General features: G+C 45.7%; 22 protein-coding genes. 10 read left to right on the forward strand and 12 right to left on the reverse strand.

Features of this window, described 5'->3' with window-relative positions; all coding sequences use genetic code 11:
• Nucleotides 1-36: 36 nt before the first annotated feature.
• Entirely contained in the window at nucleotides 37-588 is a 552-nt protein-coding gene (locus D0A37_RS01260; RefSeq protein ID WP_242720248.1) for a CPBP family glutamic-type intramembrane protease, read from the reverse strand.
• A 59-nt stretch (nucleotides 589-647) separates the two neighbouring features.
• Between D0A37_RS01260 and D0A37_RS01265 the strand changes: the two genes are divergently transcribed.
• Entirely contained in the window at nucleotides 648-986 is a 339-nt protein-coding gene (locus D0A37_RS01265; protein ID WP_242720251.1) for an acylphosphatase, read from the forward strand.
• A 135-nt stretch (nucleotides 987-1,121) separates the two neighbouring features.
• On the opposite strand, the gene D0A37_RS01270 is transcribed toward D0A37_RS01265, so the two are convergent.
• Nucleotides 1,122-1,769, reverse strand: a complete 648-nt coding sequence (locus D0A37_RS01270; protein ID WP_242725835.1) for a phosphoribosylanthranilate isomerase — start codon at nucleotides 1,767-1,769, stop codon at nucleotides 1,122-1,124.
• Nucleotides 1,770-1,881: 112 nt separating this feature from the next.
• Here D0A37_RS01270 and psaK point away from each other — a divergent pair, with 112 nt between their 5' ends.
• The 4 genes from psaK (at nucleotide 1,882) to D0A37_RS01290 (ending at nucleotide 6,319) form a co-directional block, all read left to right on the forward strand.
• Nucleotides 1,882-2,187: a photosystem I reaction center subunit PsaK gene (gene psaK / locus D0A37_RS01275; protein ID WP_445242464.1), complete on the forward strand. Its 306-nt coding sequence runs from the start codon at nucleotides 1,882-1,884 to the stop codon at nucleotides 2,185-2,187.
• Nucleotides 2,188-2,267: 80 nt separating this feature from the next.
• Entirely contained in the window at nucleotides 2,268-3,464 is a 1,197-nt protein-coding gene (locus D0A37_RS01280) for a site-2 protease family protein (protein WP_242720253.1), read from the forward strand.
• An 81-nt stretch (nucleotides 3,465-3,545) separates the two neighbouring features.
• Nucleotides 3,546-5,495 carry a CHASE2 domain-containing protein gene (locus D0A37_RS01285; RefSeq protein WP_242720255.1) on the forward strand — a complete coding sequence of 650 codons (1,950 nt, stop codon included), beginning with the start codon at nucleotides 3,546-3,548 and terminating at the stop codon, nucleotides 5,493-5,495.
• A gap of 38 nt (nucleotides 5,496-5,533) precedes the next feature.
• Nucleotides 5,534-6,319: a DUF928 domain-containing protein gene (locus D0A37_RS01290; protein WP_242720257.1), complete on the forward strand. Its 786-nt coding sequence runs from the start codon at nucleotides 5,534-5,536 to the stop codon at nucleotides 6,317-6,319.
• Nucleotides 6,320-6,594: 275 nt separating this feature from the next.
• On the opposite strand, the gene D0A37_RS01295 is transcribed toward D0A37_RS01290, so the two are convergent.
• Nucleotides 6,595-7,347 (reverse strand): lipoate--protein ligase family protein, encoded by a 753-nt coding sequence (locus D0A37_RS01295; protein ID WP_242720259.1) that lies wholly within the window; start codon nucleotides 7,345-7,347, stop codon nucleotides 6,595-6,597.
• Nucleotides 7,348-7,491: 144 nt separating this feature from the next.
• Here D0A37_RS01295 and D0A37_RS01300 point away from each other — a divergent pair, with 144 nt between their 5' ends.
• A complete protein-coding gene (locus D0A37_RS01300) occupies nucleotides 7,492-7,818 on the forward strand; it encodes a thioredoxin family protein (protein ID WP_006634470.1) in 327 nt (108 codons plus the stop codon).
• 225 nt (nucleotides 7,819-8,043) lie between these two features.
• Nucleotides 8,044-9,261: an LL-diaminopimelate aminotransferase gene (locus tag D0A37_RS01305; RefSeq protein ID WP_242720261.1), complete on the forward strand. Its 1,218-nt coding sequence runs from the start codon at nucleotides 8,044-8,046 to the stop codon at nucleotides 9,259-9,261.
• 324 nt (nucleotides 9,262-9,585) lie between these two features.
• On the opposite strand, the gene D0A37_RS01310 is transcribed toward D0A37_RS01305, so the two are convergent.
• Nucleotides 9,586-9,984, reverse strand: a complete 399-nt coding sequence (locus D0A37_RS01310; protein ID WP_242720263.1) for a hypothetical protein — start codon at nucleotides 9,982-9,984, stop codon at nucleotides 9,586-9,588.
• Between the two features lie 127 nt (nucleotides 9,985-10,111).
• Nucleotides 10,112-10,918, reverse strand: a complete 807-nt coding sequence (surE, locus tag D0A37_RS01315; protein ID WP_242720265.1) for a 5'/3'-nucleotidase SurE — start codon at nucleotides 10,916-10,918, stop codon at nucleotides 10,112-10,114.
• A 383-nt stretch (nucleotides 10,919-11,301) separates the two neighbouring features.
• On the opposite strand from surE, the gene pheS reads away from it, so the two are divergent.
• Entirely contained in the window at nucleotides 11,302-12,306 is a 1,005-nt protein-coding gene (gene pheS / locus D0A37_RS01320) for a phenylalanine--tRNA ligase subunit alpha (RefSeq protein ID WP_242720267.1), read from the forward strand.
• Between the two features lie 238 nt (nucleotides 12,307-12,544).
• Here pheS and D0A37_RS01325 read toward each other — a convergent pair whose 3' ends face one another.
• Both D0A37_RS01325 and D0A37_RS01330 read right to left on the reverse strand, forming a co-directional pair.
• A complete protein-coding gene (locus tag D0A37_RS01325; protein ID WP_242720269.1) occupies nucleotides 12,545-12,994 on the reverse strand; it encodes a hypothetical protein in 450 nt (149 codons plus the stop codon).
• Between the two features lie 580 nt (nucleotides 12,995-13,574).
• Entirely contained in the window at nucleotides 13,575-17,099 is a 3,525-nt protein-coding gene (locus D0A37_RS01330; protein WP_242720271.1) for a response regulator, read from the reverse strand.
• A gap of 1,156 nt (nucleotides 17,100-18,255) precedes the next feature.
• On the opposite strand from D0A37_RS01330, the gene D0A37_RS28820 reads away from it, so the two are divergent.
• Together D0A37_RS28820 and D0A37_RS01335 are read left to right on the forward strand one after the other, a co-directional pair.
• Entirely contained in the window at nucleotides 18,256-18,384 is a 129-nt protein-coding gene (locus D0A37_RS28820) for a hypothetical protein (RefSeq protein ID WP_278187130.1), read from the forward strand.
• A 438-nt stretch (nucleotides 18,385-18,822) separates the two neighbouring features.
• On the forward strand, nucleotides 18,823-19,446 hold the full coding sequence (locus D0A37_RS01335) for a GNAT family N-acetyltransferase (RefSeq protein WP_242720273.1): 624 nt from the start codon (nucleotides 18,823-18,825) through the stop codon (nucleotides 19,444-19,446).
• A gap of 1,406 nt (nucleotides 19,447-20,852) precedes the next feature.
• On the opposite strand, the gene hflX is transcribed toward D0A37_RS01335, so the two are convergent.
• From hflX to D0A37_RS01360, 5 genes are all read right to left on the reverse strand, one after another.
• A complete protein-coding gene (gene hflX / locus D0A37_RS01340; protein WP_508632740.1) occupies nucleotides 20,853-22,580 on the reverse strand; it encodes a GTPase HflX in 1,728 nt (575 codons plus the stop codon).
• A 340-nt stretch (nucleotides 22,581-22,920) separates the two neighbouring features.
• Nucleotides 22,921-23,109, reverse strand: a complete 189-nt coding sequence (locus D0A37_RS01345) for a manganese catalase family protein (RefSeq protein ID WP_242720275.1) — start codon at nucleotides 23,107-23,109, stop codon at nucleotides 22,921-22,923.
• Nucleotides 23,110-23,229: 120 nt separating this feature from the next.
• Complete coding sequence (locus D0A37_RS01350; protein ID WP_242718010.1) at nucleotides 23,230-23,652, reverse strand: transposase; 423 nt, start codon at nucleotides 23,650-23,652, stop codon at nucleotides 23,230-23,232.
• Nucleotide 23,653: 1 nt separating this feature from the next.
• The gene (locus tag D0A37_RS01355; RefSeq protein WP_242718009.1) at nucleotides 23,654-24,511 is read right to left on the reverse strand and encodes a transposase; all 858 of its coding nucleotides are present in this window, start codon (nucleotides 24,509-24,511) and stop codon (nucleotides 23,654-23,656) included.
• A 437-nt stretch (nucleotides 24,512-24,948) separates the two neighbouring features.
• A complete protein-coding gene (locus tag D0A37_RS01360) occupies nucleotides 24,949-25,428 on the reverse strand; it encodes a DUF4383 domain-containing protein (RefSeq protein ID WP_242720277.1) in 480 nt (159 codons plus the stop codon).
• Nucleotides 25,429-26,536: the final 1,108 nt, after the last annotated feature.

Below are 26,536 nucleotides of genomic sequence, written 5' to 3' on the forward strand. Positions count from 1 at the left end.
CCTCCCGACAAAATAGTGATGCTTAACTTTTTACATTTAACCATAGAGCCTCCTGTAACCGCCCAGTAGCAACAGCCAGCCTGTCACTGCAAGCCAGTGAACCGCCACCGCAGGCCAGATAGAACCGCTTTGCAGGTAGGCGAGGGAACACGCAACTCCCAAAATTGCCGCCAGTAGCAAAAATACTGGATTCATAAAGGTCGATCGACCAACCGGGTAAAAAGTCAGCGCGTTCAGCGGGTGGTAAACTACAAAAGTCGCCAAACTCGCGCCTCCCCAAAACCACAGCATTAACCCAGAAGCCTTCTCGAACGGGTGCGGCAGCATTAACACCCGGAACAATAATTCCTCGGTGATGCCCGGACTTAACAAACAGCCAAGAAGCACTCCCACAATTGTACGCCCAGAGGTTTGCACGTCTACTTTTAGAAATCCCGACCAAAAACCGACGGAAAGAGCGATCGAAGTGTAAACCAGCGCGAGCATAGCTGCAACCAGCCAATCGGTGAAATCGGGAATAGTTGAAAAAGCCAGGGTGATGCGGCGTATCAGGAATCCCGGCAGCGCGATGGCACTAAAATTTAACATAATCAAACTGATCCTTAAAATTTTCAAACAGATGTTAGCAGTAAATTGAGCCGTTTATTATGCAAAACCAATCACCCCCGCCCGTCAGAGTCCACGTTTTTGTTTCGGGATTAGTTCAAGGAGTAGGATACCGATATTCAACGATGAATCAAGCAAAGTATTTCGGCCTGGGCGGCTGGGTAAGAAATCTCCCCGATGGGCGCGTTGAGGCTGTCTTTGAAGGCTCCAAAAAAGCTGTGGAAGGAATGATTAGTTGGTGCCGCCGTGGCCCCACCGGTGCTACGGTTAGTGAGTTGGTTTTGGAATACGAAGACCCGGAGGGCGATTCCCTACCCTACGGGAACTCCTGCGGGGAACGGGATAGCTCCGCTTCACGGACTTTTGAGATCCGCCGATAAAACAACAATAAACGCAATAAACTGCGGTTGAAACCGCTACTATACAAACGAAGTCTGCCTAGTCTACGGCAGGCTTCGCTCACACTGACTAAAGAATGAATCCGATAAAAAGCGCGAATTTGGTATTGCCAATTATCAATGATTAGCAAGTTGACTTAAATTAGCAAACAACTGAGCAACTTTTGTCAAATCTTTATCTCCCGGCGCTATTTCTACGCCGCTAGAAAGGTCAACACCGCTGAAGTTATTGCCGATCGCACTATCAATTGCATTTAAAATATTATCAGGTGTTAAACCGCCCGCCAGCAGCCAAGGACACTGGGGTCTAAACTCTGATAACATCATCCAGTCGATCGTTTTGCCAGTGCCGCCGAGTTGATTGGGATGGTAAGCATCGAGCAGTAAAGTATCGACACGAACAGCGTAAATAGCCGCCGTCTCTAGAGTTTCAGGAGTCTTAACTCTCAAGGCTTTGATAATTTCAATTCCCGGCAAAAACTCCCGCAATCGATCGCAATATTCCGCTGTTTCATCTCCATGCAACTGCACCCCGCTTAAATTTGACTCTGCCGCTACTTGACAGATATTTTCTATTGTGGTGTTTGCAAAAACGCCGATGCGATCGACATTTTCCGGTAACTGCTCGACAATCAGGCGAATTGTTTCTGGGCTGACATAGCGCGGGGAAGCCGGCACACAGATAAACCCCAAAGCTTGGGCTCCCAAGCGGGCGATCGCAATTCCTTGGTCTAATTTAGTGATTCCGCAAATTTTTACCCGCACTCCGACTCCTCCCTTGCGAATTTGTATCAAAATATAAACGAATTGTTAACTATTAAAACAAATCTTAGTTTAATGCAAAACGCTTTTTATAATCTTGGAAATCAATATATCTATGAAATCAGGAGATAAGAACGTGATCAACTCATCTTTGCTGTTAGCCGTACAATCTACCGCTCCTTCAACACCGGAGTGGTCGCCAATGGTAGGACTGACAATGATTTTATGTAATTTGCTGGCGATCACGATCGGCTACTACGGCATAGACAAGCGAAACAGAGGCAAGGGCCCAGCTTTACCCGTTGCACTCCCTGGAATGTTCAAAGGCTTCGGCGTACCAGAATTGCTGGCCACAGCCAGCTTCGGCCACTTGCTCGGAGCCGGAGTAATCTTGGGCTTGGGTAGCGCCGGAGTTCTGTAAAAATCAGGGGAAAGGCAAAGGCAAGGGGTAGAAAAGATATAATAGAAACTCTTTCTTGCTCTCCTTTCCCAGGAAACTTCATGCAGACAGGTTGGCGAATCGGCTCTTTATTTGGCATCCCCCTAGTTATAGATTATTCGTGGTTTATAATTTTAGCCTTAGCAACCCGCGAATACGCCAGCAGTTACGGCCTGTGGGGGCCTGCGCTCTCCTGGAGTGCGGGGTTAGCAATAGCTCTGCTACTGTTTGCTTCCGTGCTCTTGCACGAACTCGGACACAGCTTGGCGGCGATATCGCAAGGCATTAAAGTTAATTCTATTACCTTATTTTTATTTGGCGGAGTAGCTTCGATCGACTCGGAATCAAAAACTCCGGGTCAAGCTTTTCAAGTAGCCATTGCCGGCCCTCTAGTCAGCTTTGCGTTGTTTTTAATCCTCGGTTTGGGTTCTCAAGTTCTGCCGCCGAAAAGTTTGTTAGCAATTGTCATCGAAAGGGTAGCACTAATCAATCTCGTTTTGGGATTATTTAACTTAATTCCCGGTCTGCCTTTGGACGGAGGACAAGTTTTAAAAGCAGCAATTTGGAAAATAACAGGCTCTCGATTTGCAGGCGTTCGCTGGGCGGCAAAAACAGGACAAGTTTTAGGTTGGCTGGGTGTTGCTTTGGGTCTGAGTTTATGCTTTTTAGCGCGCGAGTACGGCGGCTTGTGGATTGCGCTGATCGGCGGATTTGCCATTCGCAATGCCACTGCTTATAGCAGATTGACTTCACTGCAAGAAGCCTTGGTTAAAATTAAAGCCCGCGATGCGATGAGCCGCGAGTTTCGAGTTGTAGATGCAGATTTGACTCTGCGAGAATTTGCCGATCGCTATTTGTTAGAAGTCAATCCGTTTCCATTTTACATTGCTGCGACCAACGGCCGGGATTTGGGGTTAGTGTCGATCGACGATATCCGCTTCACAGAACGCAGTCAATGGCCAATTCAGACTTTGCACAACATTTTGAAACCCCTGGGAAAAACCCCCACAGTCTCCGAAAAAGCATCCATCGCCGAAGTAATTAACAGCATGGAAGCCCGCCAACTCCCGCGAATCATTGTTCTCTCGCCCATTGGTTCAGTAGCAGGGACGATCGATCGCGGCGACGTAGTTAAAGTTTTAGCAAAATACCTCAAACCCCAGATTTCAATCGCCGACATCAAGCGCAGCAAAGAAGAAAACAGCTATCCGCAGGGATTGCAGTTAAGTGCGATCGCCAAAACAGCACAGGAAAATTAAAAATTGGGCATCGGTAAGGGGCATTAGTGATAAGTTAAGATGTAGCCAACTTTGTCACTCAGGGTTCAAACATTAAATTTTATGCCCAAATTCTTTAATAGAATTTATCATAAATTGGGGGAGGGACGTTGGAAAAACTTAACTTATTTCTTCCCCTTCCCTGACTTGCAACCTCTTGCTATTATCTGGATTGTCGTGACCGGAACTCTATTGGGAGTGCGGCATTTAGGCGGGTTGCAGCCACTGGAATTAAATGCTTTCGACCTCATGGTGCAGTTGCGGCCCGATCCAGGCCCTGACCCCAGGTTACTGATAGTTGAAGTCACAGAGCGAGATATTAATACTATTGAAAAATGGCCACTTTCCGATCGCGTTTTAGCAAAAGCGCTCGCAGAAATAGCGCGTCTAGAACCCACAGCTATTGGCATTGATATAATTCGTGATATTCCCTACGAACCGGGGAATGCAGAATTAGCAACTCAACTGAAAAACCCCAAAGTATTTCCCATTACCTTCATCGGCACCTCAAAGTACGATCGAGTGCAGCCACCTCCCAACATACCCGACCGGCGGGTAGGATTTAACGATTTGTATCTCGATCCAGATGGTATAGTGCGTCGCAATGTAATTTCTATTGGCGATGGTAAGAAAACGTTTTATTCATTTCCCTCCAGGCTAGCTTTTGCATATTTGGATAGCCGAAAAATAGAATCTAAAGGTACAAAAAACAATGAATTCCTGGTAAATAAAATAGTATTTTCAAAGTTGCGCTCAAACTCAGGAGGTTATCAGAACATTCCTGCCCAAGGCTATCAAATATTGCTCAATTACCGTTCTGCTAAAAATATAGCAGAAACCGTGACAATAACTCAAGTTTTGCAAGGCAAAGTTGACCCCAAATTGGTAAAAGGTAAAATAGTCTTAATTGGCGTTACAGCCCCAACTGTAAAAGATATTTTTTCTACCCCTTACAGCGCTACTAAAAACGGTAATATCCCGACGCCTGGGGTATTAATTCACGCAACGGCCACCAGCCACATTCTCAGTGCAGTGTTAGACGGCAAAGGGCTATTTTGGTATTGGGACGAATGGCACGAAATTCTCTGGATCGCTGTGTGGAGTGCAGTGGGTGGCTGTTTAGCTTGGCGGCTAGAAAAATCCCTAAATTTGATCGCGATCGCGATTGTAGCTTGCGGCTCATTATTCGGATTCACCTTTTTCCTCTTCATGCAACAGGGGTGGATACCTTTAATCGCTCCAGCTATGGGACTTTTAATCACCGCAGGAGTCGCAGTTACCTATAAATACGAGCAGTCGAGGCAACAGCAAGGGATTGTGATGAAATTATTAGGACAACAAACTTCACCGGCGATCGCAAATGCGCTGTGGAAAGAGCGCGTCCATCTGCTCGAATCAGGGTTATTGCCAGGGCAAAAAGTTACTGCTACCATCATCCTCACCGACTTGCAGGGTTTTAGTACAATCTCCGAAAAACTACCACCAGAAGTGGTAATGAGTTGGTTAAATGAGTATTTATCAGCAATGGCTCAAGAAGTCCAAGCACATCAAGGCGTGATTAATAAATTTACCGGAGATGGAATGCTGGCAGTATTTGGCGTACCCATTCCCCGCACCACTCCCGAAGAAATTGCCGAAGATGCTCGCCTTGCCGTATCTTGTGCTTTAGCCATCAGTTCCCGCTTGCCAGAAATGAATCAAAATTGGCTTGCGCGCGGTTTACCGGTCGCAAAAATGCGAGTAGGCATCTTTACAGGGCCTGTTATGGTGGGTAGTCTGGGAGGCACAACCCGTTTAGAATATGGAGTGATCGGCGACAGCGTAAATATTGCCTCTCGCCTGGAAAGCTGCGAAAAGCATCGGCAAGAGGGCACTTGCCGGATATTGATTGCAGAAGAAACCTTTCTGCATCTGGCGAACAAATTTGAGGTAGAATCTTGGGGACCTTTACCGTTAAGAGGTAGGGAACAAAAAGTTAATGTCTACCGGATTTTGGGAAGGAAAAAGAAATAAAAAGAGAGACTCTCTCCCTACAAATTCATGGAGTTAATATGAAAACAATTACTAAGTTTCTCATCAATCTGATATCAGTTGGCTCAATAGTATTGATAGCTACACTTAACATTTCTCAATTGGCAGTTGTGGGGCAGCCGATAATAAACACACCTGACCGCCCACCCAACCCTATACCGGGAGGGCCGCGCTTCATTCAGCCTACTGAAGATATAGATGAGCGGCCCCCCACTCAACCGGGACGCCCTGTGCGCGGTGGCTGCGCGAGCATTAGTCAGCTAGGTCTCACAGCCTTAGTGCCTACAAATAAGATGGGACGGACTGTTTCCGACTATCCAACGTTCTTTTTCTACTTGCCTCCAACAGAGGCGGAATCAGCCGAATTTATCCTAAAAGATCCAAGCGGCAACCAGATTTATAAACAGGATCTCACAATTAGCAATTTATCAGGGGTGATCGGCGTTAGTATCCCCGCTAACCAAAAGGTGCTGCCCTTGGAAGTAGGCAAAAGTTACACTTGGAATTTTACAGTGATTTGCGACTCTCAAGACCGATCGGCAGATCAGATCGAAATCGGTACTGTACGGCGTGTTGAACTCAGTGCAGATATCCGCCGTCAATTAGATCAGGCAGATCCGCGCCAGAAAACCTTTATTTATGCTCAAAATGGGATTTGGCAAGATGCCCTCAGCACTTTAGCTGCCGCCCGCCGTGATCAGCCTAATGATACAACGTTCAAGGCTGACTGGGAAAGCTTGCTGGATTCTGTGAAATTGGGCGAAATTGCCAAAGAGCCGATCGTTCAAACTAAGCCACAGCCATAAGCTTTACTGCATTTAAATTTAACTTTTTTGGCGTCGGAGCAACGGCCCACAAGAGTTTTAATAAAAATAAGTGTACAAATTTTTAACTGGTATCACTAACAGCCAAGATGACCGTTCCACAACAAAGAAATTTTATTGTGGAACGGCCATCTTGGCTGTTCCGAAAAGGCTGCCGACTTTTTGACCCACAATAATTATTCCATAAATCTCTTGTGGAACGGCCATCTTGGCTGTTCCCAAAAGGCGCGCGGAAAGCCGGCTCCCAAATATGCAGGTTAAATGTGAAACAGCTTATTACTTGTTAATTCCAAAATATCCTGCCATTCCTGATCCGAAAGCGGCTGCACCTCCAAATCAATTTCAAAATAGCGACAAGCAGCCGCACTCAAAACATCAATTACAGTTGCAATCAAATCATCTCCTCCTTCAGATAGAGGTAATTGCACAGGAATTAATTGCTCCCCAAAAACTTGAGAAAACAAACAAACATCTGGCTGCAAACGCATCGAACCGTGCTGCAAAATAGCATCACCCCGTCGCAATTGCGCGCTACCAATTAACTTGCAGCCATCAAGTGTAACTAAATCTGCACCCGTCGCAGTACCAAAACAATTCGGATTGTGAATATAACCCCTTCCAGCTTCCCCGTATTGCAAATCCAAACCCATCGCCCTCCAACCCTCAATCAAAAACTCGCAAATAGTCTGATAAGCTTTCATACGGCTGCTTCCAAATCCCGAGGCCACAACTGCATAAGTTAAATCCCCTTGGTGAAGTACGGCGCGCCCGCCGCTGGGCCTCCTCACCAACTCCACAGGGATTCCCTGCCAAGACAAATGCTGCCAAAACTCCGGCCACCTGCGCTGGTGGTAGCCCAAGGAAATCGCCGCCGGTTGCCAAGTGTAAAATCGCAGAGTTGGCGGATGTTTGCCCGCTAGATGCTGTTCCAGTAGCCATTGGTCGATCGCCATCTGCACGCTACCAGACGCCGACAACAGTGGAATTAAACGCCATACAGAATTAGCCATCAGTCCCCAGTCCTGAGTTCGCACTCAATAATTCGCAGAATGTTTTAAAATTAGTAACAGTTTTTTGGGCCTGTCTTCTCAGTTGGTACAAGTTTCACGCCCGCCGGTGCTTTAGAAATAAATAGAAAAAATAATCGCAGAACCATGAGCAACAGTGTAATTGTCATTAACGACGAAAAATTTGAAACAGAAGTCCTGAAAGCTGAGCAACCAGTGCTTGCCTATTTTTGGGCTACTTGGTGCGGGCCTTGCAAACTGATCGCGCCTTCGGTAGACTGGGTGGCGGCCAACTACAGCGATCGGCTGAAAGTGGTTAAAATGGAAATTGACCCCAATCCTAATACTGTCAAGCAGTATAAAGTAGAAGGAGTCCCAGCTCTCAGGCTGTTTAAAAATGCCGAAGTAGTGCTTTCTCACGAAGGAGCTATTAGTAAACAAACTTTAATCGGTTTGCTCGACGCTCACTTATAAAGTTTGGAAATGATTCGGGAGTTTCCAACTCCCAACTCACAACTATAGCAATCGCAAAGTTTTTTTAATATCTCTCTTTTATCCTCGATATTCCTCTTTGACTCGGCGCCATCGGCGCTCTCTGCGGTTAGTCAAAAAAATCACAAACCCCATAAAAATGCAATTTAAAAAATAATTTAGTTAATATAAAAATATTCCTTAAAAAGCCCAAAACATACAGAAAATATGCAATTTGCTAAACGTTTAGATCCACTGCAATTTAATGTATTTGCCGATATGGATCGGGCAAAAGCTCAAGCTAGAGCAGCGGGGCAGAATGTGATTGACTTGTCTCTGGGTTCTTCGGATTTGCCGGCGGCTGCTCACATTACAGAGGCGATCGCCCATTCTCTGTCCGACACCAGCACTCACGGCTATTTGCTATTTAACGGCACAAGAGATTTTCGGGAAGCAGCAGCTATTTGGTACGAGCAAAAATTTGGGATTGCAGTCAATCCAGAAACAGAAGTGCTGCCGTTAATTGGTTCCCAAGAAGGCACGGCGCATATGCCTTTAGCTGTACTCAACCCTGGGGATTTTGCTTTGTTGCTCGATCCGGGATATCCTTCCCACGCGGGCGGTGTGCATTTGGCGGGCGGTCAAATTTATCCGATGCCGCTATTAGCAGAAAATGCGTTTTTGCCGATATTTGAAGATATTCCGACAGCAGTGTTGGCTCAGTCGAAGATGATGGTTTTGAGCTATCCTCACAATCCTACAACTGCGATCGCCCCGGTTGCTTTTTTTGAGAAAGCTGTGGCTTTTTGTCGAGAACATGGACTGGTGTTAGTTCACGATTTCCCTTATGTGGATTTGGTGTTTGACGATCGCAATTCTCTCATAGAGGCAGAGTCTGGTAACGAGGAAGAATATCGAAAATTGATGGCGCCGTCAATTTTTCAGGCCGATAGAGATAAGAGTGTGGCGATCGAGTTTTTTACACTATCCAAATCCTACAGTATGGGAGGTTTTCGAGTCGGATATGCGATCGGCAATTCCGAACTAATTGCAGCGCTGCGACAGGTAAAAGCCGCAGTGGACTTCAACCAATACCGAGGGATTTTGAACGGAGCGATCTCCGCATTAACCGGCCCTCAAGATACCGTCAGAACCAGCGTAGAAACCTTCAGAAAACGGCGGGATGCCTTTGTAAACGCGCTACAGGGCATCGGCTGGCAAGTACCCGTACCCCCCGCCACCATGTACGTCTGGGCGAAACTGCCAGAACCTTGGGCCCAAGATTCCGTGAAATTTTGCACTCAGCTAGTGCAGAGTACAGGAGTCGCAGCTTCCCCCGGTGCCGGTTTCGGGAAATCAGGAGAAGGCTACGTGCGATTTGCCTTAGTCGAGTCGCCAGCAATTTTGGAAGCAGCAGTTAGAAAAATTGCTGAGTTTCTAAATTGAGCGAGGTGATATAGCCTTTCTGAGTAACAGGAAGTGCTCTCGGATCAAGGGCCTAGCGCATAGGGTATAGGGCATAGGGCCTACCTCACCTTCTTGAGAACTGCTATACAGCGTATCCCAGGTTTATCAAGGACACCAGCCTATCGCTCTATCCCCGCCCTAGGGAATTACCCTAGGCCGTGTCCCTACTTCATAAACCTGGGCGCTATAGGTATCAACTTAACGCGCAGCTCAAGATGGATGCAATTGCTAAAATAGTGTGATTTCTACCTAAAGAAATAGATATTTGCACGCAGTATCTGTCACAATTTCTTTTAAGAAATGTTAACGTGAGACATCTTGGGAATTACCAGTTCCGCTCACCCACTCTACAATTCCTTGAAGTGAATTCTGTCGGGGTAGCGATTGTTCCGTAGCCGCTAGCGCACACCCGAAAAAGACCACACTGCCCAAAATTGCAATCAGCGGAAAAGGCTTACCGAGCCCAAAGTCCCGCTGAAGGCGAGCTAACGGTCTGCTCTCGCGCCTGAGCATCTTTCCCACCGTCAGTTGTTTGAGACTAAAAGGATCGCGCACAAAATGACCGCTCCAGCTAATTACCATATGAGAATGGCAGTGGGGACAAGTGAATAGTCCACTGACCATCCCGACAGGGCCTACGACGCTAGAACGGTTGCAGATCGGGCAAGTGACAGAATGAGTGTTATAGGTGGGAGCGTTCATAACGGTTTTTCTTGACTAAAAAAAACTAACAAGTAATTGGGAGCCTGCGTTAACGCCTAAGGTATAGACCTTGAGAGGCACTTTTCCTTAATTCCTAGTTTACCGCTCCGATCGGGTCGATTGGAGCTCACTGCTTGGGAAAACCTTCAAATTGCCAATCCCGCAACGAGTGCAAGTCTGGAGCACAGGTGAGATTATATTGCAAAGGAGTTACGGTTATTCTGTTGTCGCGAATAGCTTGTACGTCAGTAGGAATATCATGCGGCACCGCCGAATCGGGGGCTTCTTCTACATCTTCTAACAATTCGCCAGCCAGCCAATAATAAGTTTTGCCGCGCGGATCGGTGCGCTTTTGAAATATGTCGAAATAGCGGCGAATGCCTTGACGGGCGATCGCAACTCCGGTAATTTCTGCTTGTGTGACTGCCGGTATGTTGACATTCAACAGCATCGGTTTCGCCATTGGCTGTTTTTCCAACTGTGCCAGCAAGGTGACAGCGAAATCCACCGCCGGCCCAAATTCCTGCGAAGTAAAGCTGGCGAGGCTGAAAGCAATACTGGGAATGCCTTCCATAATTCCTTCCATTGCTGCCGAAACCGTACCCGAACAGATGATATCCGTGCCTAAATTGGGCCCGTGGTTGATACCGGAAAGAACAAAATCCGGCGGTTTGTCAAGTAAAGCCCACAAAGCAAGTTTCACGCAGTCGGCGGGAGTACCCGAACAGGCCCAAGCTTGAACTGCGGGATCAAAAATAGATTCGACAATTTCGGCGCGGATGGGTTGGTGCAGGGTAAGGCCGTGGCCGGTAGCGGAGCGCTCTCTGTCGGGACAAACTACGCTCACGTCGTGGCCAGCAGCAGCGAGAGCGTTGGCCAGGCTACGGATGCCTTGTGCAAAGATGCCGTCGTCGTTGCTAATTAAAAGTTTCATTGAAATTTTTAGAGGCCTTATAACAATACTAAACTAGATTTAACTAGGGCGATCGCTCTAACATCGAATTACCTATTACAAATTATCCCTAACTGCCGAAAAGCTAAAACCTAAAATCTAAAATCTAAAATCAACCAGACTGTCGAGCCAAAATTGCCCTAAACTCAACTTGGCCCAAAACTGCCATCAATCTAAAATCTAAAATCAACAAGCTGAAGAGCCAAAATTGCCCTAAACTCGACTTGGCCCAAAACTGCCATCAATCTAAAATCTAAAATCTAAAATCTAAAATCAACAAGCTGAAGAGCCAAAATTGCGCTAAACTCAACTTGGCCCAAAACTGCCATCAATCAAAAATCAAAAATCAAAAATCAAAAATCAAAATGACTGTCCAGCTAAGCGACATTGAAACTCAACTAGAAACCCTCGGTCAAGAGTCCAAAAGTGCGATCGCCACTGCCAATACCCTCGAACAACTCGAACAGTTGCGCGTCGGCTATCTCGGCAAAAAAGGCCAACTCTCTCAAATTTTAGGCATGATGGGCAAACTGTCGCCAGACCAGCGACCCAAAGTAGGTGCGATCGCCAATACAGTCAAAGAAGCCCTGCAAGCCGATTTAGAAGACAAGCGCGCTGCCCTCCAAACCGCCCAAATTGGAGCCAAATTAGCCTCAGAAACCATCGATGTCACCATGCCGGGGATTTTTCGCCCCCAAGGCCGTGTGCACCCATTAAACGCAGTCATAGACCGCGCTCTCGATATCTTTGTCGGCCTCGGCTACACCGTCGCCAACGGCCCGGAAATGGAAACAGATTATTACAACTTCGAGGCGCTGAACACACCGCCAGACCACCCAGCGCGGGATATGCAAGATACATTTTACTTGCCAGGTGGCGACTTGCTGCGGACTCAGACATCCTCAGTGCAAATTCGCTACATGGAACAGCACAAACCGCCGATTCGGATTGTCTCTCCCGGCCGCGTTTACCGTCGCGATACTGTTGATGCTACTCACGCCGCAGTTTTCCACCAAATTGAACTTTTAGCAATTGGTGAAGGTCTAACATTTACTGACTTGAAAGGTACAATTAAAGAGTTTTTGCGGCAAATGTTCGGGCAAGATTTGCCGATTCGTTTCCGCACGAGTTACTTTCCCTTTACCGAACCTTCTGCGGAAGTAGATTTGCAGTGGAACGGCAAATGGCTGGAAGTATTGGGTTGCGGAACTGTCGATCCGAATGTTCTTAAAGGAGTCGGTTTAGACCCAGAAAAATATACTGGGTTTGCGGCCGGTTTTGGGGTCGAGCGGTTCGCAATGGTACTTTATGAAATCGACGATATTCGCCGGGTTTATGCTAGCGACTTGCGCTTTTTGCGGCAATTTTAAAGCAGGGTTTGGCGTCGGTTCTACAAACCCTCTAGAGATTCTGCTTAAGCTACATCAATTTTTCAGTTTCAAGTAAGCAGACAAGAACGACAAAACCATAAGATATGGTGGGCGGGTGAGTGCAATTAACTCTTGCTATCCAACTTATTTCAGGTCAAAACCCGCCCCGCACATCAGTTTATTCATGCCCGCTTACTTAAGTAGACAAGGGCTTTGCACTTACCTACTTATTTATTTTCTAATTGCTAAAAACACCCTTGATGCTGTCAACAGCGCTCTCGACAGCATTCTTGGTATTATCTACTGCTTTCTGAGTCCGAGCTGAATCTTCCGATGCTCTTTTCTCAATTGTGGCCGCATCTTTCTTAGCTTTGCGCTCTACTACACTACCATCCTCCGATGAGCGATCGACTTTACTAGCATTTGTCTTGGCAGTTTCCTTAACCTTCTCTTCTGTATCTCGGATGAAGTTCTTGGCTCGTCCAGCATCTTTGCTGGCTTTTTCTTGAACCACATCGCCCGCATCTTCTGTTGCTGCCATCGAGTTTACAGCAGGAGAAGCCATTGCTGCGGTGTTAGAGAAGAACGCACCAGACCAAACAAACGCCATTGCTGACACGCAAAGCACAGTTGCAGCCATCAAGCGCCCTAAAGTCGAAAGCCGTTTCGTAAAATAATTCAGTTTCATAGAATACAAAGCAAGATATGACATTCTATTTTTACTCGATCAGAGCGATCGGCGTAACCGTTCTCTAGATAGAGGTTATCCAGCGACGAGCGGTTAAAAAAGTTCCCTCTTTTGATAGATTCAAGCCAGGAATGTTAGTCACTGTTAGATTTTAGATTTTAGATTTTAGATTTTAGAGTTGACTCCCCAGCCGCCATTTGGAAGCTGGAACTTTGGTGAGTCGATTAAATATTAAAGATTAAACAATGGACTCCCCAGCCGGAGCGCAGAGCCACGCGCTTAAGTAGGTAGGCGGAAAAAATTATGTTTATGTAAAAAAACATTAACTAGCGTGATTAAAGTTAAATTTAACACGTTGTGTACGGCCATTAGGTAGGTGCCAATAAACTTTGGTATATCACAGACTGGCCAACTATCATAAATCTGGCGATTGTTTTCCTAAAATATCGCTTCTAAGCATTCTTTCACGGAGTGACAATCGCTTTGGACTACATACATATTTGGCGACTCATCTACTTATTTAGGAATAGGTTGTTCCCGAAATTGTGCGTGGAATATCAACATATAATACTTATCATGACTAATCACAATTTAGTAAAAAAGTCAATACCGTTTCATCAATTCCCTTTAGTTTCAAAGGCTTATATTTAACAATGCGATTTTCCTCAACATAATCTGCCACCGCCGCCGAAATTAGCACGGTGTTTGGTTCCGTCACCTCTTGCAAGCGGGCGGCAATATTCACGCTCGGCCCGATCGCAGTATAATCCGATCGATCGGGGCCGCCAAACATCCCCACCACCGCAGTACCCTGGTGAATTCCGCAGCGAAACCGCACCGGAGGCACCCCATTTTCCCCAACAATTCCCTGCTCCAACCAGCCCTTGTTAAGCTCCTTCAGAGATAGCACCATTTGCCTTGCAGCAGCGAGAGCGCGGCGTACTTGCTCGTTAGGCGTTAGTTCCTCCGGCGCGCCAAAGAAAGCCATTACCGCATCTCCAACAAACTTGTCCACCGTACCGCCACTGTCAAAAATAGCCTTAGTCATTGCCGCCAAATATTCATTCAACAGCTCAGCTACCCGGCGCGAGCGCAGCGTATTTGCCATTTGAGTAAAACCGACAATATCGCTAAACAAAATAGTAATCAATCGCGGTTCCGGGCGCAAATCCAATGCCAAATCTCCAGCCGCAGCGGCCTTCACCATCGCCGGCGGCAAAAATCGGCGTAACACCGACTCAGTTAAATAACTGTTCAACTGCTGCACTCGCCGCTCGTTTTGTTTGAGGGCGATCAAATTCCGCACTTCCGCCAACAATTCTCGATCGTTAAAAGGCTTAGACAAATAAGCATCCGCACCCCGTTCTACTCCTTCAATTCGAGTATCTTCGTCGGCTTTAGCAGTCAGCAAAATTGCCGGAGTTCCCTGCAATTCCTCATCCTCTCGAATCATCTTAATCAAATCCAAACCCGAGACCAAAGGCATCATCAAATCCGTTATAATTAAATTAGGGCGACGTTTTTTAGCCACGGCAAATCCTTCTTCTCCGTTGCGCGCCAGCAAAACTGCAAAACCGGAATCTCGCAGAATTGACGACACATAAAAGCGCAAATCAGGATTGTCGTCAACCACCAAAACAGTTCCCACTGCTGTTTCTGATCGAATCGGTTCGAGCGCCTCAAAATTATGATTCTCTGCCTCATTTTCCGACAAATCTGCCTCCACATCTGCCAGTTCCACCGCAGCTTTGGATGAGTGAAACTCCGCAGGTATTTCTAGTACCTGTTCCGGGGGCAAGTGAGTCGAACCGAAGTGCAGCCAAACGGTAAAAGTAGTACCTTCGCCGTAAACTGACTCAACTGAAATTTGACCGCCGTGGAGTTCGACCAATTCTTTGACAAGTGCCAAACCTAAACCGCTGCCTTCGTAGGAACGGCTAGCAGAACCTTCGGCTTGGTGAAAGCGCTCGAATAAATAGGGAATTTGTTCGGTGCGAATGCCGATACCCGTGTCTTTTACTTGCAACAAGCAGTGAGAGCCGGCCGATTCAACTTTCAGGGTGATAGTTCCGCCTTCTGGGGTGAATTTAACAGCATTTGATAGCAGGTTGTAAATAACTTTGTCAAATCTTTCCAGATCCAAATAAAGTAAAGGACATTCTTGCAGTTGGGTAATTAACTGCAGTCCTTTTTTCTCACAGTAAGCGCGGAACGACTCTGCGGTAGAGTAACAGAAACCGACTAAATCGCAGGGGCGAAAACTCGGCTGCATCCGTCCGGCATCGAGCCGCTGCAAGTCCAGCAGTTGATTTACCAAGCGCAGGAGGCGGCGGGAATTACGCAAAGCGATTACGGCTTGTTCGTAGGGCAAGTCTTCGTGGCGCCTGCAAGCTGATTCTAGAGGGCCGATAGTTAGAGTTAGAGGGGTGCGGAACTCGTGGGAGATATTTTGGAAAAATTCGGTTTTGAGCCGATCGGCTTCCAGAAGCCTTTCTGCCTGCTGTCTGGTAGTCTGGTAGAGGCGCGACTGCTGAACCGCTAGAGCCGCTTGAGTCGCGACTATTTGAGCCAGGTCAATATCTGAGATGTTCCAGCGGCGGATGCTGCGATTTTGGCGCAGGGAAATGCTGCCGATGATTTTGCCTTCTGAGAGTAAGGGAACGACTAACAAGGCGCGGGCTGGCGATCGAACTTGCAGTTCTGTAACATTTAACTCCGGGTGTTCCTCAAGATCTTCGATCGCCACCGGCTCTTTTGATACCATAACTTGCAGCAACACCGGATTGCCCCGAATCGGCACCAAAGACTGTGGCAAAGAAGGATGGGCAAAAACCCAGGCGCGAGTGTTCTCAGCAGCATCGTTAGAAGCCGTGTCGTAGCCCAGAGAGTTCGCAACTACCTCTGGATTGTCAATAAAACCCTGTTCTACAGCCACGGTATCTCTATCTGTGTCGTATAGCCCCACGCATTGGACGTATTCATCATCTTCAGTCCACAGAGATAGGGCGCAGCCGTCAACTTGCAAAGCTTGGCCGAGTTGTTGAGTAATGGCTGCAAAAATATTTTGGGGATCGAGACTCGATCGAATTGCCGTAGTAATAGTATTGACTAATGCCTCGCGCTTGGCCAGCGCCCGCACCTGTTCGTAAGCCCGGGCTTGAGAAAGCGCCAAAGCCGCTTGGTCTGCCACCGTAATTACCAACTGTACCTCGTGGTCTTGCCACTGGCGCGGTTGATCAAACTGGTGCAGCGCCAAGACTGCCATCAGTTCGATTTTGTAAAACAGCGGTACGATCAAGCTCGATCGAATATTCGCAGCTTCGTAAGCCTGCTGTCGCTGTTGATTATCCGAGTGTAAAACTCGATCGTCAGTTTGGGCATCTTGAATCACCTCCACATCCAAAGTTTCCCAAACCAAATCCGGCAGCAAATCCGGGGAGAGTTCCGCAGCAGAAGCATCTCCGGGCATCGCTTCCTCATCGCCCCCCAACCCTTGAGTTTCTGCCTTCTGGTAAACGAACCACTCATCAGCCACCCGGCCGTCTTGGAACGGCCGCAGCAGACAGCAACTCACCTCAAACATCTGCCCGACAGTTTCCACAATTCTTTGCAGCATTTGCTGGTAATTGGGAGCCGATCGGATAGTATTGGTAACGGCATAAAGCAGCGATTCTTGGCTCAAAGCACGGCGCAGTTCATTGGTGCGCGTTTTCAGAAGATTGTGAGTCTCAACAGCTTGACTGACAAGATTTATCAGCTCTTGAGCATCCCAAGGCTTGGTAACGTATTTGAATACTTTGCCCGCATTAATAGCTTCAACTAAATCTTCAACATCCGTATAGCCAGTTAAAATAATTCGGATCACGTCGGGGTACTGAGCCGCCGTCAGGCTGAGAAACTCCGTACCGCTCATTTTTGGCATTCGCTGGTCAGAGATAATCACCGCAACTTCTCCCTCTTTTGCCAAAATTTCGAGAGCAGCCGGGCCAGATTCGGCTCTGAGCACTTTGTAGTCTCGATGAAAGGTGCGGTAAAGCAAGTCGAGGTTATCCGGTTCGTCATCGACGATCAGAATTTTTAGCTTAGGATTTTCTTGGGAATTCATGCACCGTTCTCCTGTGCCCCGGGGCTGTTCGATTTAATAAGTCTGATCAAAGGAAGAATTCGCCGATTTAAATTGCTGAAGTCATACCATTTTCGATTTTCGATTTTTGATTTTCGATTGCGAATGACTGATGACATAAGGGTTGGGATTTTGCCTAGAGTGCCATTATTTTGGGAAAATGGTATCACAATAATTCGTGGATATGAAGTTGTTGTGAGTGTGCAAGGCAAGCATCAACCTTGATTTTTGAGGTCTGGGTTTTCAATTCGGAATTCTTCTGAGCCACAGTTATCTGTCGTGCACCCCAATTTTATTATTTAATAATATTCACATAAACTCGTCTCCCGATAATTTTCTTTCACCCCTTACCTTTAGGCAGCAGGAGAGCAAACACAAATCTGGCGATTTTAACTGCCGTCTGAATATCTCAGAATACATAGGAATAACCGTCCTGAGTGTGAGTTGACTTGCAAAATTTATGTTTGATCCTGGCTCCTGGGACTGTTTTATTTGGTATGTGAAAGCTGCCCGCAGCAAGATACAATAGACAACCAACCTCTTCGCCTGTGTTTTTTCCTACAAGTACCAGCAACTTTAACAGTCAGCCAAGGATACCGACCACAATCCGGCGCCGAGCCCTTGAGTGATATTCGGGGGTGGCTGACAGACCACAGAGGTGTCTGTGGGGGTGGCGCAATTGCTGTACCATTTTAGTTAGACTTGCACTTTTTTCCCCGATCTCGGCATTTTTTTTGCCTCCTGCAGACCAACGCCCAGGCCAATTACTGTGGCTAAACACCGCAAGCTCGAGCATCCATCTGTTAATCTTAGCTAGGGATGTACTCTGTGGAAACCGATCAGTCGATTTTAGATTTTAGATTTTAGATTTTAGATTTACTCCACAGATGAATCGCGGAGCTTGAACTAGGGTCTAAAATTTTGATCTGTCCCCGACGAGTGTCGGTGGCTTGTATCGGTTTTTGGGCAGGGTCAATCAGCTCGATCGAGGTTTTGAAGGTCTCGCTCGCGCGCAGCAGAGTATCGAACCGACGGAGAAAACCCCTGCAGACTGTTTCCAGGCATCCAAATTTAAATTGGAAGTTGGGAAAGTACCCCCTAGCTCAACAGGTAAGGCCGGTTCGATCGGGGACGGGCGATGGATAGCCCAGAACTGCTGAAAGCTGGGGTGTCAGGTCGGGAGGCGGCGGTGAACATCCGACGCGCGATCGTACCCGGTGTTAGTCTGGTCAGTCGTGGAGTTTTTCAACTACCGCTTGACGGATAAATTATATTCGATCGGGTATTTCCGTAAGCAGAGAGCGGTAGGATTCCGGGAACCTGACGTTAAAAAACCTTTGTGATTGTTTTTAATACCTTGCCCGCTAAGCTGTCGCGCATTTAATTTGTAAGCTACTGTTTACTTCAACTCTTGTGACGCTGGTCGAAAGCCCGCGATCAAGCTTCAATTTAAAAGCCAAATAGCTGAGCCATAAATCTAGTATTATGGGATGAGTTTTATTTTTTCATAACTAGAGTATTAAATGCTAAAACTTTTCCATTTCCCTCAAATACTACTTAAAGTCAAACACAAAAAAATGTAATTTAATCTGGCTAATAAACTCTGCCTATAAGTTACGTTATAAGATCAGTATAACATCAGTGAACGTTCTAAAAGGGCAGCTTAGAAACCCGCGTAAAAAAATCAATATAGTGGCCTGGCATTGTGAATCCTTCATTTTTTTCCTCACCATCTCACCAACAACAAACTCCCGGACTTTCTGGTTTTTCGATCCGGGTGGCTGCGCCCAACGACTTAACGCAGCTAGCTGATATTTTAGCCATGAGCTTTCACTCCCGCGAGGGGTTTGTAGAATGGGTGTATCCAGTGTTGCGTTTGGGCATTTACGAAGATTTAAAAAATCGACTACGTTCTAAGGCAGAACATTACATTTGTCTGGTTGCTGAGCTAGTCTCGCAGGAGGAGGGAACGCAGAATTATCGATCGCACCGAACTCAGCGCATGGCAGGAACAGTAGAAATGGCTCTGCGTTCTCGCTTTCCTTGGCAAATACCGAGTTCTGACTATCCTTATTTGTCGAATTTAGCCGTTCACCCGGACTACCGACGACAGGGCGTTGCTCAACAATTGCTCAGCAACTGCGAGGAAACAGCCAGAGAATGGGGATTTTCTGAGATTTACCTCCACGTTCTGGAAAATAATCACGCGGCGCGACAGTTGTACTATCAGGCCGGCTATCGCTTGCAACAGGTGGATTGGAATTGGACTGGTTGGCTGTTGGGCCAGCCGCGTCGGCTATTTTTACGCAAGCAGATTTCGCTATCTTAAGCTAAGTATTGGAATGGATCGTGGAGAATTGGGGCTTCGCCGTGAAAAAGGAAAAAACAGCTATCCGTGTATCTGTGACTTCCGGAGCGTGAATCAAGAGAATTGGTAATAGGGAATTGCGACGTAGAAAGAAGAAGTATTTAGTTATCTAGGAAAGAAGTATTTAGTTCAGGACTTACGCAGGCACCATACATACATCTAGTGTGCCGAAAAAAGAAAGGAGCTCGCGTTTGCTCTCACGAGCCCTCTTTTGTCACTTTGGGGACAGTATAAGACGCCGACAGCCACCGAAAATGTAACTGCTCGCTCCTTAAAATAGTTCCAAAATAATTCATAAAAGAGTTTATTAACCATTCTTAAAATGTTAGAATAGTCATCAGAGCATCTAAGATGTGACGGTTGTTTCGTCGCTTTTTTCCGAAATATAAAGTAGGGGAAATCGGGAGATTTTTTGTATGGTATCTAGGGAGCATCTCATATTTGTAAAAACACTTATTCTGGCTCCTTCCTTCTTCCTCCTTCCTTCTGACTCTTTCCTCCTGACTCCTGACTCCTGGCTCCTGGCTCCAATTTTGGGCTTGGCTGCAAAAGTGAGATGCTCCCGGTATCTAATTATTTTTGGGTGCGTTCAACATTTTTTACGAGGCCGAACCAAAAGCAGCTATCGCATCGTCAAGCCGATCCCCGATTTCTGAGAAAAATTATTTTGGGGAAACGCCATCGGCTGAGATACTACCCAATTACCTTCATGTGATACTACCGATCCAACTGGTGAAAACAGTTGGTTGGTATATTATGGCTACCCTTGAGGGAATATTCACCTAAAAATTGCTCTACTTTATAGTTTTACAAATTGAATTGAGTATGGCTTTAAGCAAGTCAAGAACGAGTTAGGATGGGTCGATTATTGTCGCAGGGATTATCCAAGCAGAGAAGGGTGGTGGGAAATTATTTTGACTGTTTACTTATTAGTAAGTATTCACGCCAACTATTTCGATGACGATGATGAGTTAGCTCGAAATTCAAGCAATAAATTGACTCCTTCATCTCAGTTAATTCTCCAATTTCAGCAACATAGTTGGTGCTAGAGTGCTCAAACATAAAAAAGAACGGTGAATAATTTATTTTAAATTATTCAACCGTACATTTTTTATTGTTTAATTCGTCGCTGCTTAGAAGGGTTCAAGCTGACAATTTTGGGACTAGAGTTGTGCAAATTAATCCATTAGTTGAATGAGTTTCGGACTCTTCTTAATGAAGGAGTAGTTATGGATTTGGTTGGGCTGCGAGCGTCTTATACTCTCCCCAAAGTGACAAAAGAGGGATTAAATATGCGATTTAGATGCACAACAGCTTAATAGTCGCATGAGGAAATTCAAATTTATAGTCAACACGATCGCTCCCTTCTACTGTTCTACAAGTGCTGGAGATAAAACGCCGTCGTCCATAAATTGTAGCAATCGCTGCCTTAAAGTATCTAAACCCAAGCTTTGAGTGGCTGAAATAAATACAGCTTCGGGATATTCTTGCTGGGCTAAAGCTAGAGTTTCGCTATCGACCCGATCCATCTTATTAAAGGCAATCAAAGCTTTCCCTGGAAGAGCAGGCATTTCTTCTAACACGTCCATCACTGAACGGATATGGCTTTGCCAAGCTGGATGGGAAAGATCGACGACATGAAGCAGGGCATCTGCCTCAGTAACTTCCTCTAGCGTGGCTCGGAACGCATCCATTAGCGGTGGCGGGAGTTCGTGAATAAATCCAACCGTGTCTGTCAGAAGAACCGATCGCCGTTCCTGGGTTTGCGGATCTTTAATGACAATCTTTCGCGTCGTCGGGTCGAGGGTGGCAAACAGGCGATCGGCTGTGTAAACTTCGGCATGAGTCAACACATTTAACAGGGTGGATTTACCCGCATTCGTATAACCTACCAATGCAATAGAGGGGACTTCTTGCTGCTGTCGTTGTTGCCGTAAGCGGGCGCGATGTGCCTGTAGTTGGTTCACGGATTCCTGGAGTTGCGCGATTCGTCGCTGAATGACTCGTCGCTCAGTCTCTAGTTTGGTTTCACCAGGGCCTCGCGTCCCAATTCCAGCCCCTAGTCTTGACATCGCCTCACCTCGACCCCGAAGCCGAGGTAGCATATACTCCAATTGCGCCAGTTCCACTTGCAATTTACCGGCCTGCGATTGAGCACGTTGAGCGAAGATATCGAGAATGACTTGAGTCCGGTCTACTACTTCGATCCCAATCTGGTTTTCCAAGTTTCGCGCTTGAGAGGGAGAGATATCTCGGTCAAAGACAATGAGATTGGCTCCAAGCTGATGAGCCAACAGCGCAATTTCTTCTACTTTTCCTTGACCGACCACAGTTTGAGGATGGGGATGCGATCGCTTTTGGTGCACCGTCTCCAGTACCTGTCCTCCCGCACTCTCAACTAACCGGACGAGTTCGTCTAGTCCATCTTGAAACCGTTGGGCAGTAAGATCCTCGGTCATTAACCCAACCAGCAGAACGCGATCGCCCTTAGTCTCAATTGCTGGCAATTGAGATGTTTCAAAGCCTGCTTCTTCAAACTCCCTTTCCCATCCATCAACTAAGTCGTCGAAGTCTTGCTCAGTCAGGTCATCCAGACTGAGGGGAGGAGAAACGAGGCAAGGCGTGTCTAAATCGGGTACCAGGTGAGCTAGATAAGCTTCTTTGACATAGCCAGTAGGGCTGTCATCTCCTCTTTGGGTTCCATTGCTGTTGGGGATTAACACCACCAAAGCATCTAAGCGTTGCCGTGCCATTGCCATCAGTGCTGCAGGATCAGGTGCCTCTCCTTTGAGTTGAGTGGCAACGCAACGGATTCCACTCAAGTGTCCAGCGCCCTGTTGAGGCAGCTCTTGTGGCGGAATTTGAGTCTGTTGCGGCGTACCTACCCCGACTCGGACTACCTGCCCGCGTCGATTGATGTAGCTGCATACTGGCTGATGAATTTCTGTACTAATGGCTGCTAGCTTCTGAGCAAATTCGAGGGCGATCGGGCGATCGCTTGGCTGCCGCTGCTCGGAAAGCTGCTGTAATTGTTTGATGTGACTCGGTTGTAATCCTTTAAGATTGCCGTAAATATTTTCGCTCATATTCCTCATAAAAATTGCGTCTGAATCCGTTGACTCTCTATATTTCTCTATGTTATTCGTCTTCCTTTTTGAGCCAATCTTTCCTGGGGAATAACTAGGGTATGAAGCTACAACTTGCTGTTTATGAGAACCGACCGTGACAATCCTTTGAATGTTCTACTAGAGGCCTACCAAATCTTAATTGTCAATCAAAAAAACACTCGCCTTCCCCTTAGACATTTTCCGGCTCAATCAGCCCCATCTCTGGAGAGAAACATAGTCATTTTAAGCATCTTACTAGAAAGTCTTCGACTACTAGAATTTACCGACTTTTTTTCCCCACCCATTCCCTATTAATTAACCTATGCTTCTACCTAAAGGAGTGGATTAAATGGTAAACTACAGTCGCAATATCTATCACCATGTCGTACTTGTCGAGGTACGGCTTGCGGGCGGCTAATGCCTGAGTAAAATACTGCACTGCCACTTTGAGTTCGCTATTAGCTTCACCGAACTGTTCTAGGATCAACCTAGCAAAGCGTGGATCGGGCTCGAACACCCGCGCATTGAATTCCAGCTCTTTGATGTGATAAAATATTTGGACTTCTTACCTAATATTGCTGTGCTTTGATGGGCTAGCGATGGGGATAAAAGCTTAAATCAATAGTTCGGACAGTTTTTAAGCAGCCAGAGTACCATAAGACAAGACTGAAGGAAGGTTAGGGTGATTTAAAATCAAATCCGGGTCTAAATCTAACTTATCAATAAAGGTAGAAAGTAGATGCTTATTGAATTCCAGACGTTTATAAGAAGCCATAGAAAACACAAAAGATTTGGCAGATGAATGACAACTAGAGAGTTCATATTTGGCTAGATTTAAGGCAATCAGACTGGCATTAAAATGAAAATCAAGCCGTGGTAAATGACGAGCTTGACAATCAGACAATCCCGTAAATTGTTTAGGATCACGAAAAATAAATTCGATTTGAAAACGAGCCTGATAATATTCAACAATTTGCTCAGGTGGTAGATGAATATCAGTGCTAAATAATAAAGTATTTTTGATTTTCCCATTGGCTTGAACCTCAGAAATACAAGCCAAGCTAATTTGGCAATTTAAACAACAACTCGCCTTCTACTAATGTATATAATGAAACTCCCGGTTTAATTTGTTTAACAAACTTAAGACGACTCAGATCTTGGCAGTTAACCTTACCATCATATTTGCGAGGTGCTCCCAGTTTATTTTGTTCACCTGTATAGAGATAGCGTAGGTTAGCATCAACTCTTAGCTTGCCAATAAAGTCTAAATTCAACTCCCGCACAGCATCCCAGAATTTAGAGCGATAATAATAGCCATCAGCCACCAAATAACGTACAGAAGTTGGGAAGGAACAACGAGTATTCTTTAGATGTTTTGCATAATCATCAACTCTTGTGATGTCAGGCGTTGAGCTTTGAGACTCCTGTTTTTTGCGAGATTTTTTTGAGCAGCTATTCTTCGGTTTTTGTGGCAGTTTTTTTCCTGGCTTTATTTGAGGACGTGATGGAGTTTGTTGCACGCTTAAGCTATAAGATAAACGAGTCTCAATTTCGACAATAGAAATCACAGAAATTTCCAATCCCTGTTCCGATTTACCAGCTACACCATTATAAAAATAAGCCTTGCCGTCAGTTTTTTTGCCACTTTTTCTTAAAAAAGAACAATCAATAACAGCAATGACTGTGTGTTCAGGATTTAAAGCTTGTTCGAGGAAATATTGATTAAATTGTGGAAAATTAAAGCTTTTGAGAAAGTGACGACGGTAGGTTTTTTCGCTCAAACAACTATAACGACTGAGATTTGTGAAGTTGACCTTGCCATAAGCCAGCAAGATAGTTGAGAATAAAGTGATTAAAAACTTCTTTTGGGGTTGACTAATCCCTGGCATTTGTTGTAAGATGGATTCAATGATTTTCATAAGGCAATCTGTTGAGCTTGTGTGTTTTTATAGCTTAACCGAAAAGAGTGCCTTTTTTTCTGTTGATTGTGGGTTCAGATTGCACTCACTTTTTTCACTTCTCTGCTGCAAAAGCGATCGTATCCCTCTTTAAAAACTGTCCGGAGTATTGTTAAATCAACGTTAAATCAACTCAAAAACTTGTTAAACAAACAGAACTGTAGAGAGACTATTATTGTAGGTTTATTTGCTTCCTCTACTTAAACAAAGTAACGGCTACACTTTTCCTTGCTTTCTATCTAGAGCTATAGATTGGAAGAGGATTTTTTCTAAGCTCTTATTAAAAGAGCTCCACGAATAAATTCAGGAAACTCTACCGCATTTTTTCAATCCAAAAACTATCCCACTACGGGAATGAGCATACACTCATCCCGCAGTAAGACGGTATCAGTCCTCTCTTAAGATCTGGGCGACGTGTTCATCTGTGGCATTGTTTGTGTGGGTTGGACAAACCCAAAGTAGCCAGCGACGGTGGCTGTTAGGGCGTTGAACCAAACATTAATGCCGAAAATCGGCATTAAGCCGAACGTTGTCTGAGCCACAGGCAGCAATCCCATGATTGCGATTAAGGCATAGGCGATCGCAAAACCCCGATTGTATAGACGCGCACCACCGGAACTGGTATACGCAACAATCCCCACGCTGCCAACTACTATGTGTACGATGTTATGCAAGAGATTGGTTGGGAATAGCCCGAATAGATAGCCAAATCCCGCCGAATAGATGTTAGGAGATGTATCAACCGGGATAGCCGCACCTGTAGGTGGCAGTGAAACAAGACCAGGTACAAATCCAGCCAGACCTATAACCGCGAAGAGGATTCCGATAATCAGGGCACAGTAACGCTGTCCCATATTTTCCCTGTTCATGTTGTCCATCTTTTTTATTCCCTCATTTTTTCAAATCTTCTTGAATGGTGTTCTTATCGCTTTTATTTCCACTTCAAGGGAGTTCCCTAAAGAATAGAAAGAAATACTATTGGGTAAGCTGACGCGACATATACCCCACAAGTACCGTCAGATTATCTATCCCTATTCTTCACCTACTCCCCACTCTTCATTTGAGAATCTCCTAGAAGCAGTGCAATAATACTTTCTATTAAAGCCATATTTTAGCCCGTTTACTCTATCAAAAGGAAGAAGTAGAGGGGTAGAATTAAGGCCGAGTGACAAACTCTTCGGTAACTAAAGGATGAAGCCGATTGCTTCATCGAAATGTTTATTGGTTGCCCTTAAGCGGGGGGATAAAGCCAGACATTTAATAATCTCTACAGCCGCTTCACCCACCATGTGAGCAGCACCAGATCAGATCGGCTATCAACAATTAACTTGATTAACGTGAGTTCGACGCGAGCGTGAGCGACTGGAAACATAAACGAACTCTTGCTCGCCAGCGTGCTCGCTCACGGTCTCGACAATTATCGGACACGGGCTTTGTTACTGCATCAACTGTCGCGCTCCGCGATCGTGAGTCCCTCAGAACTTACGTATGCACGCTATATAATATAGGGTATAAAAATTCCGAACGCTCGGAAAAATATGTGAGCGATCGTCATGAAATTAAGAATTTCAATTCTCAAAAAAATACCGATTTTTCTGTTAAAGGAGGAGGCAACATATAGTGGTTTTCAAGTTGTTGTTTGAGGTAACGTAACAATAATTACTACTTTATGTACTATATTATTTTTGCTATTAAATGTGCTGTTTTTGTGAAAAGATTCACACTAAAAGTGCACAGATAATATGATTTATTTGCTTCACGGCTTGGCGATATTGACCAGCTTATATGCCGATGAATTCTTTGAAATCGCGATGGAATTCTTCAACTGTCCAAAGTTCTACCAACTTTTTTGATATCGGTTGTGTCACCTTAATTTAAGTCATTGGTTGCTATATATTCCGTGCTGTTGGTAGAAACAGTAACACCAAAAAGCTTGACTTTTTTCTGTGCCGGGAACTTACGAATTTTTATGAGTTTACCTGACTG

The sequence above is a fragment of the Microcoleus vaginatus HSN003 genome, assembly GCF_022701255.1.
In the GTDB taxonomy this organism is placed as follows: domain Bacteria; phylum Cyanobacteriota; class Cyanobacteriia; order Cyanobacteriales; family Microcoleaceae; genus Microcoleus; species Microcoleus vaginatus_B.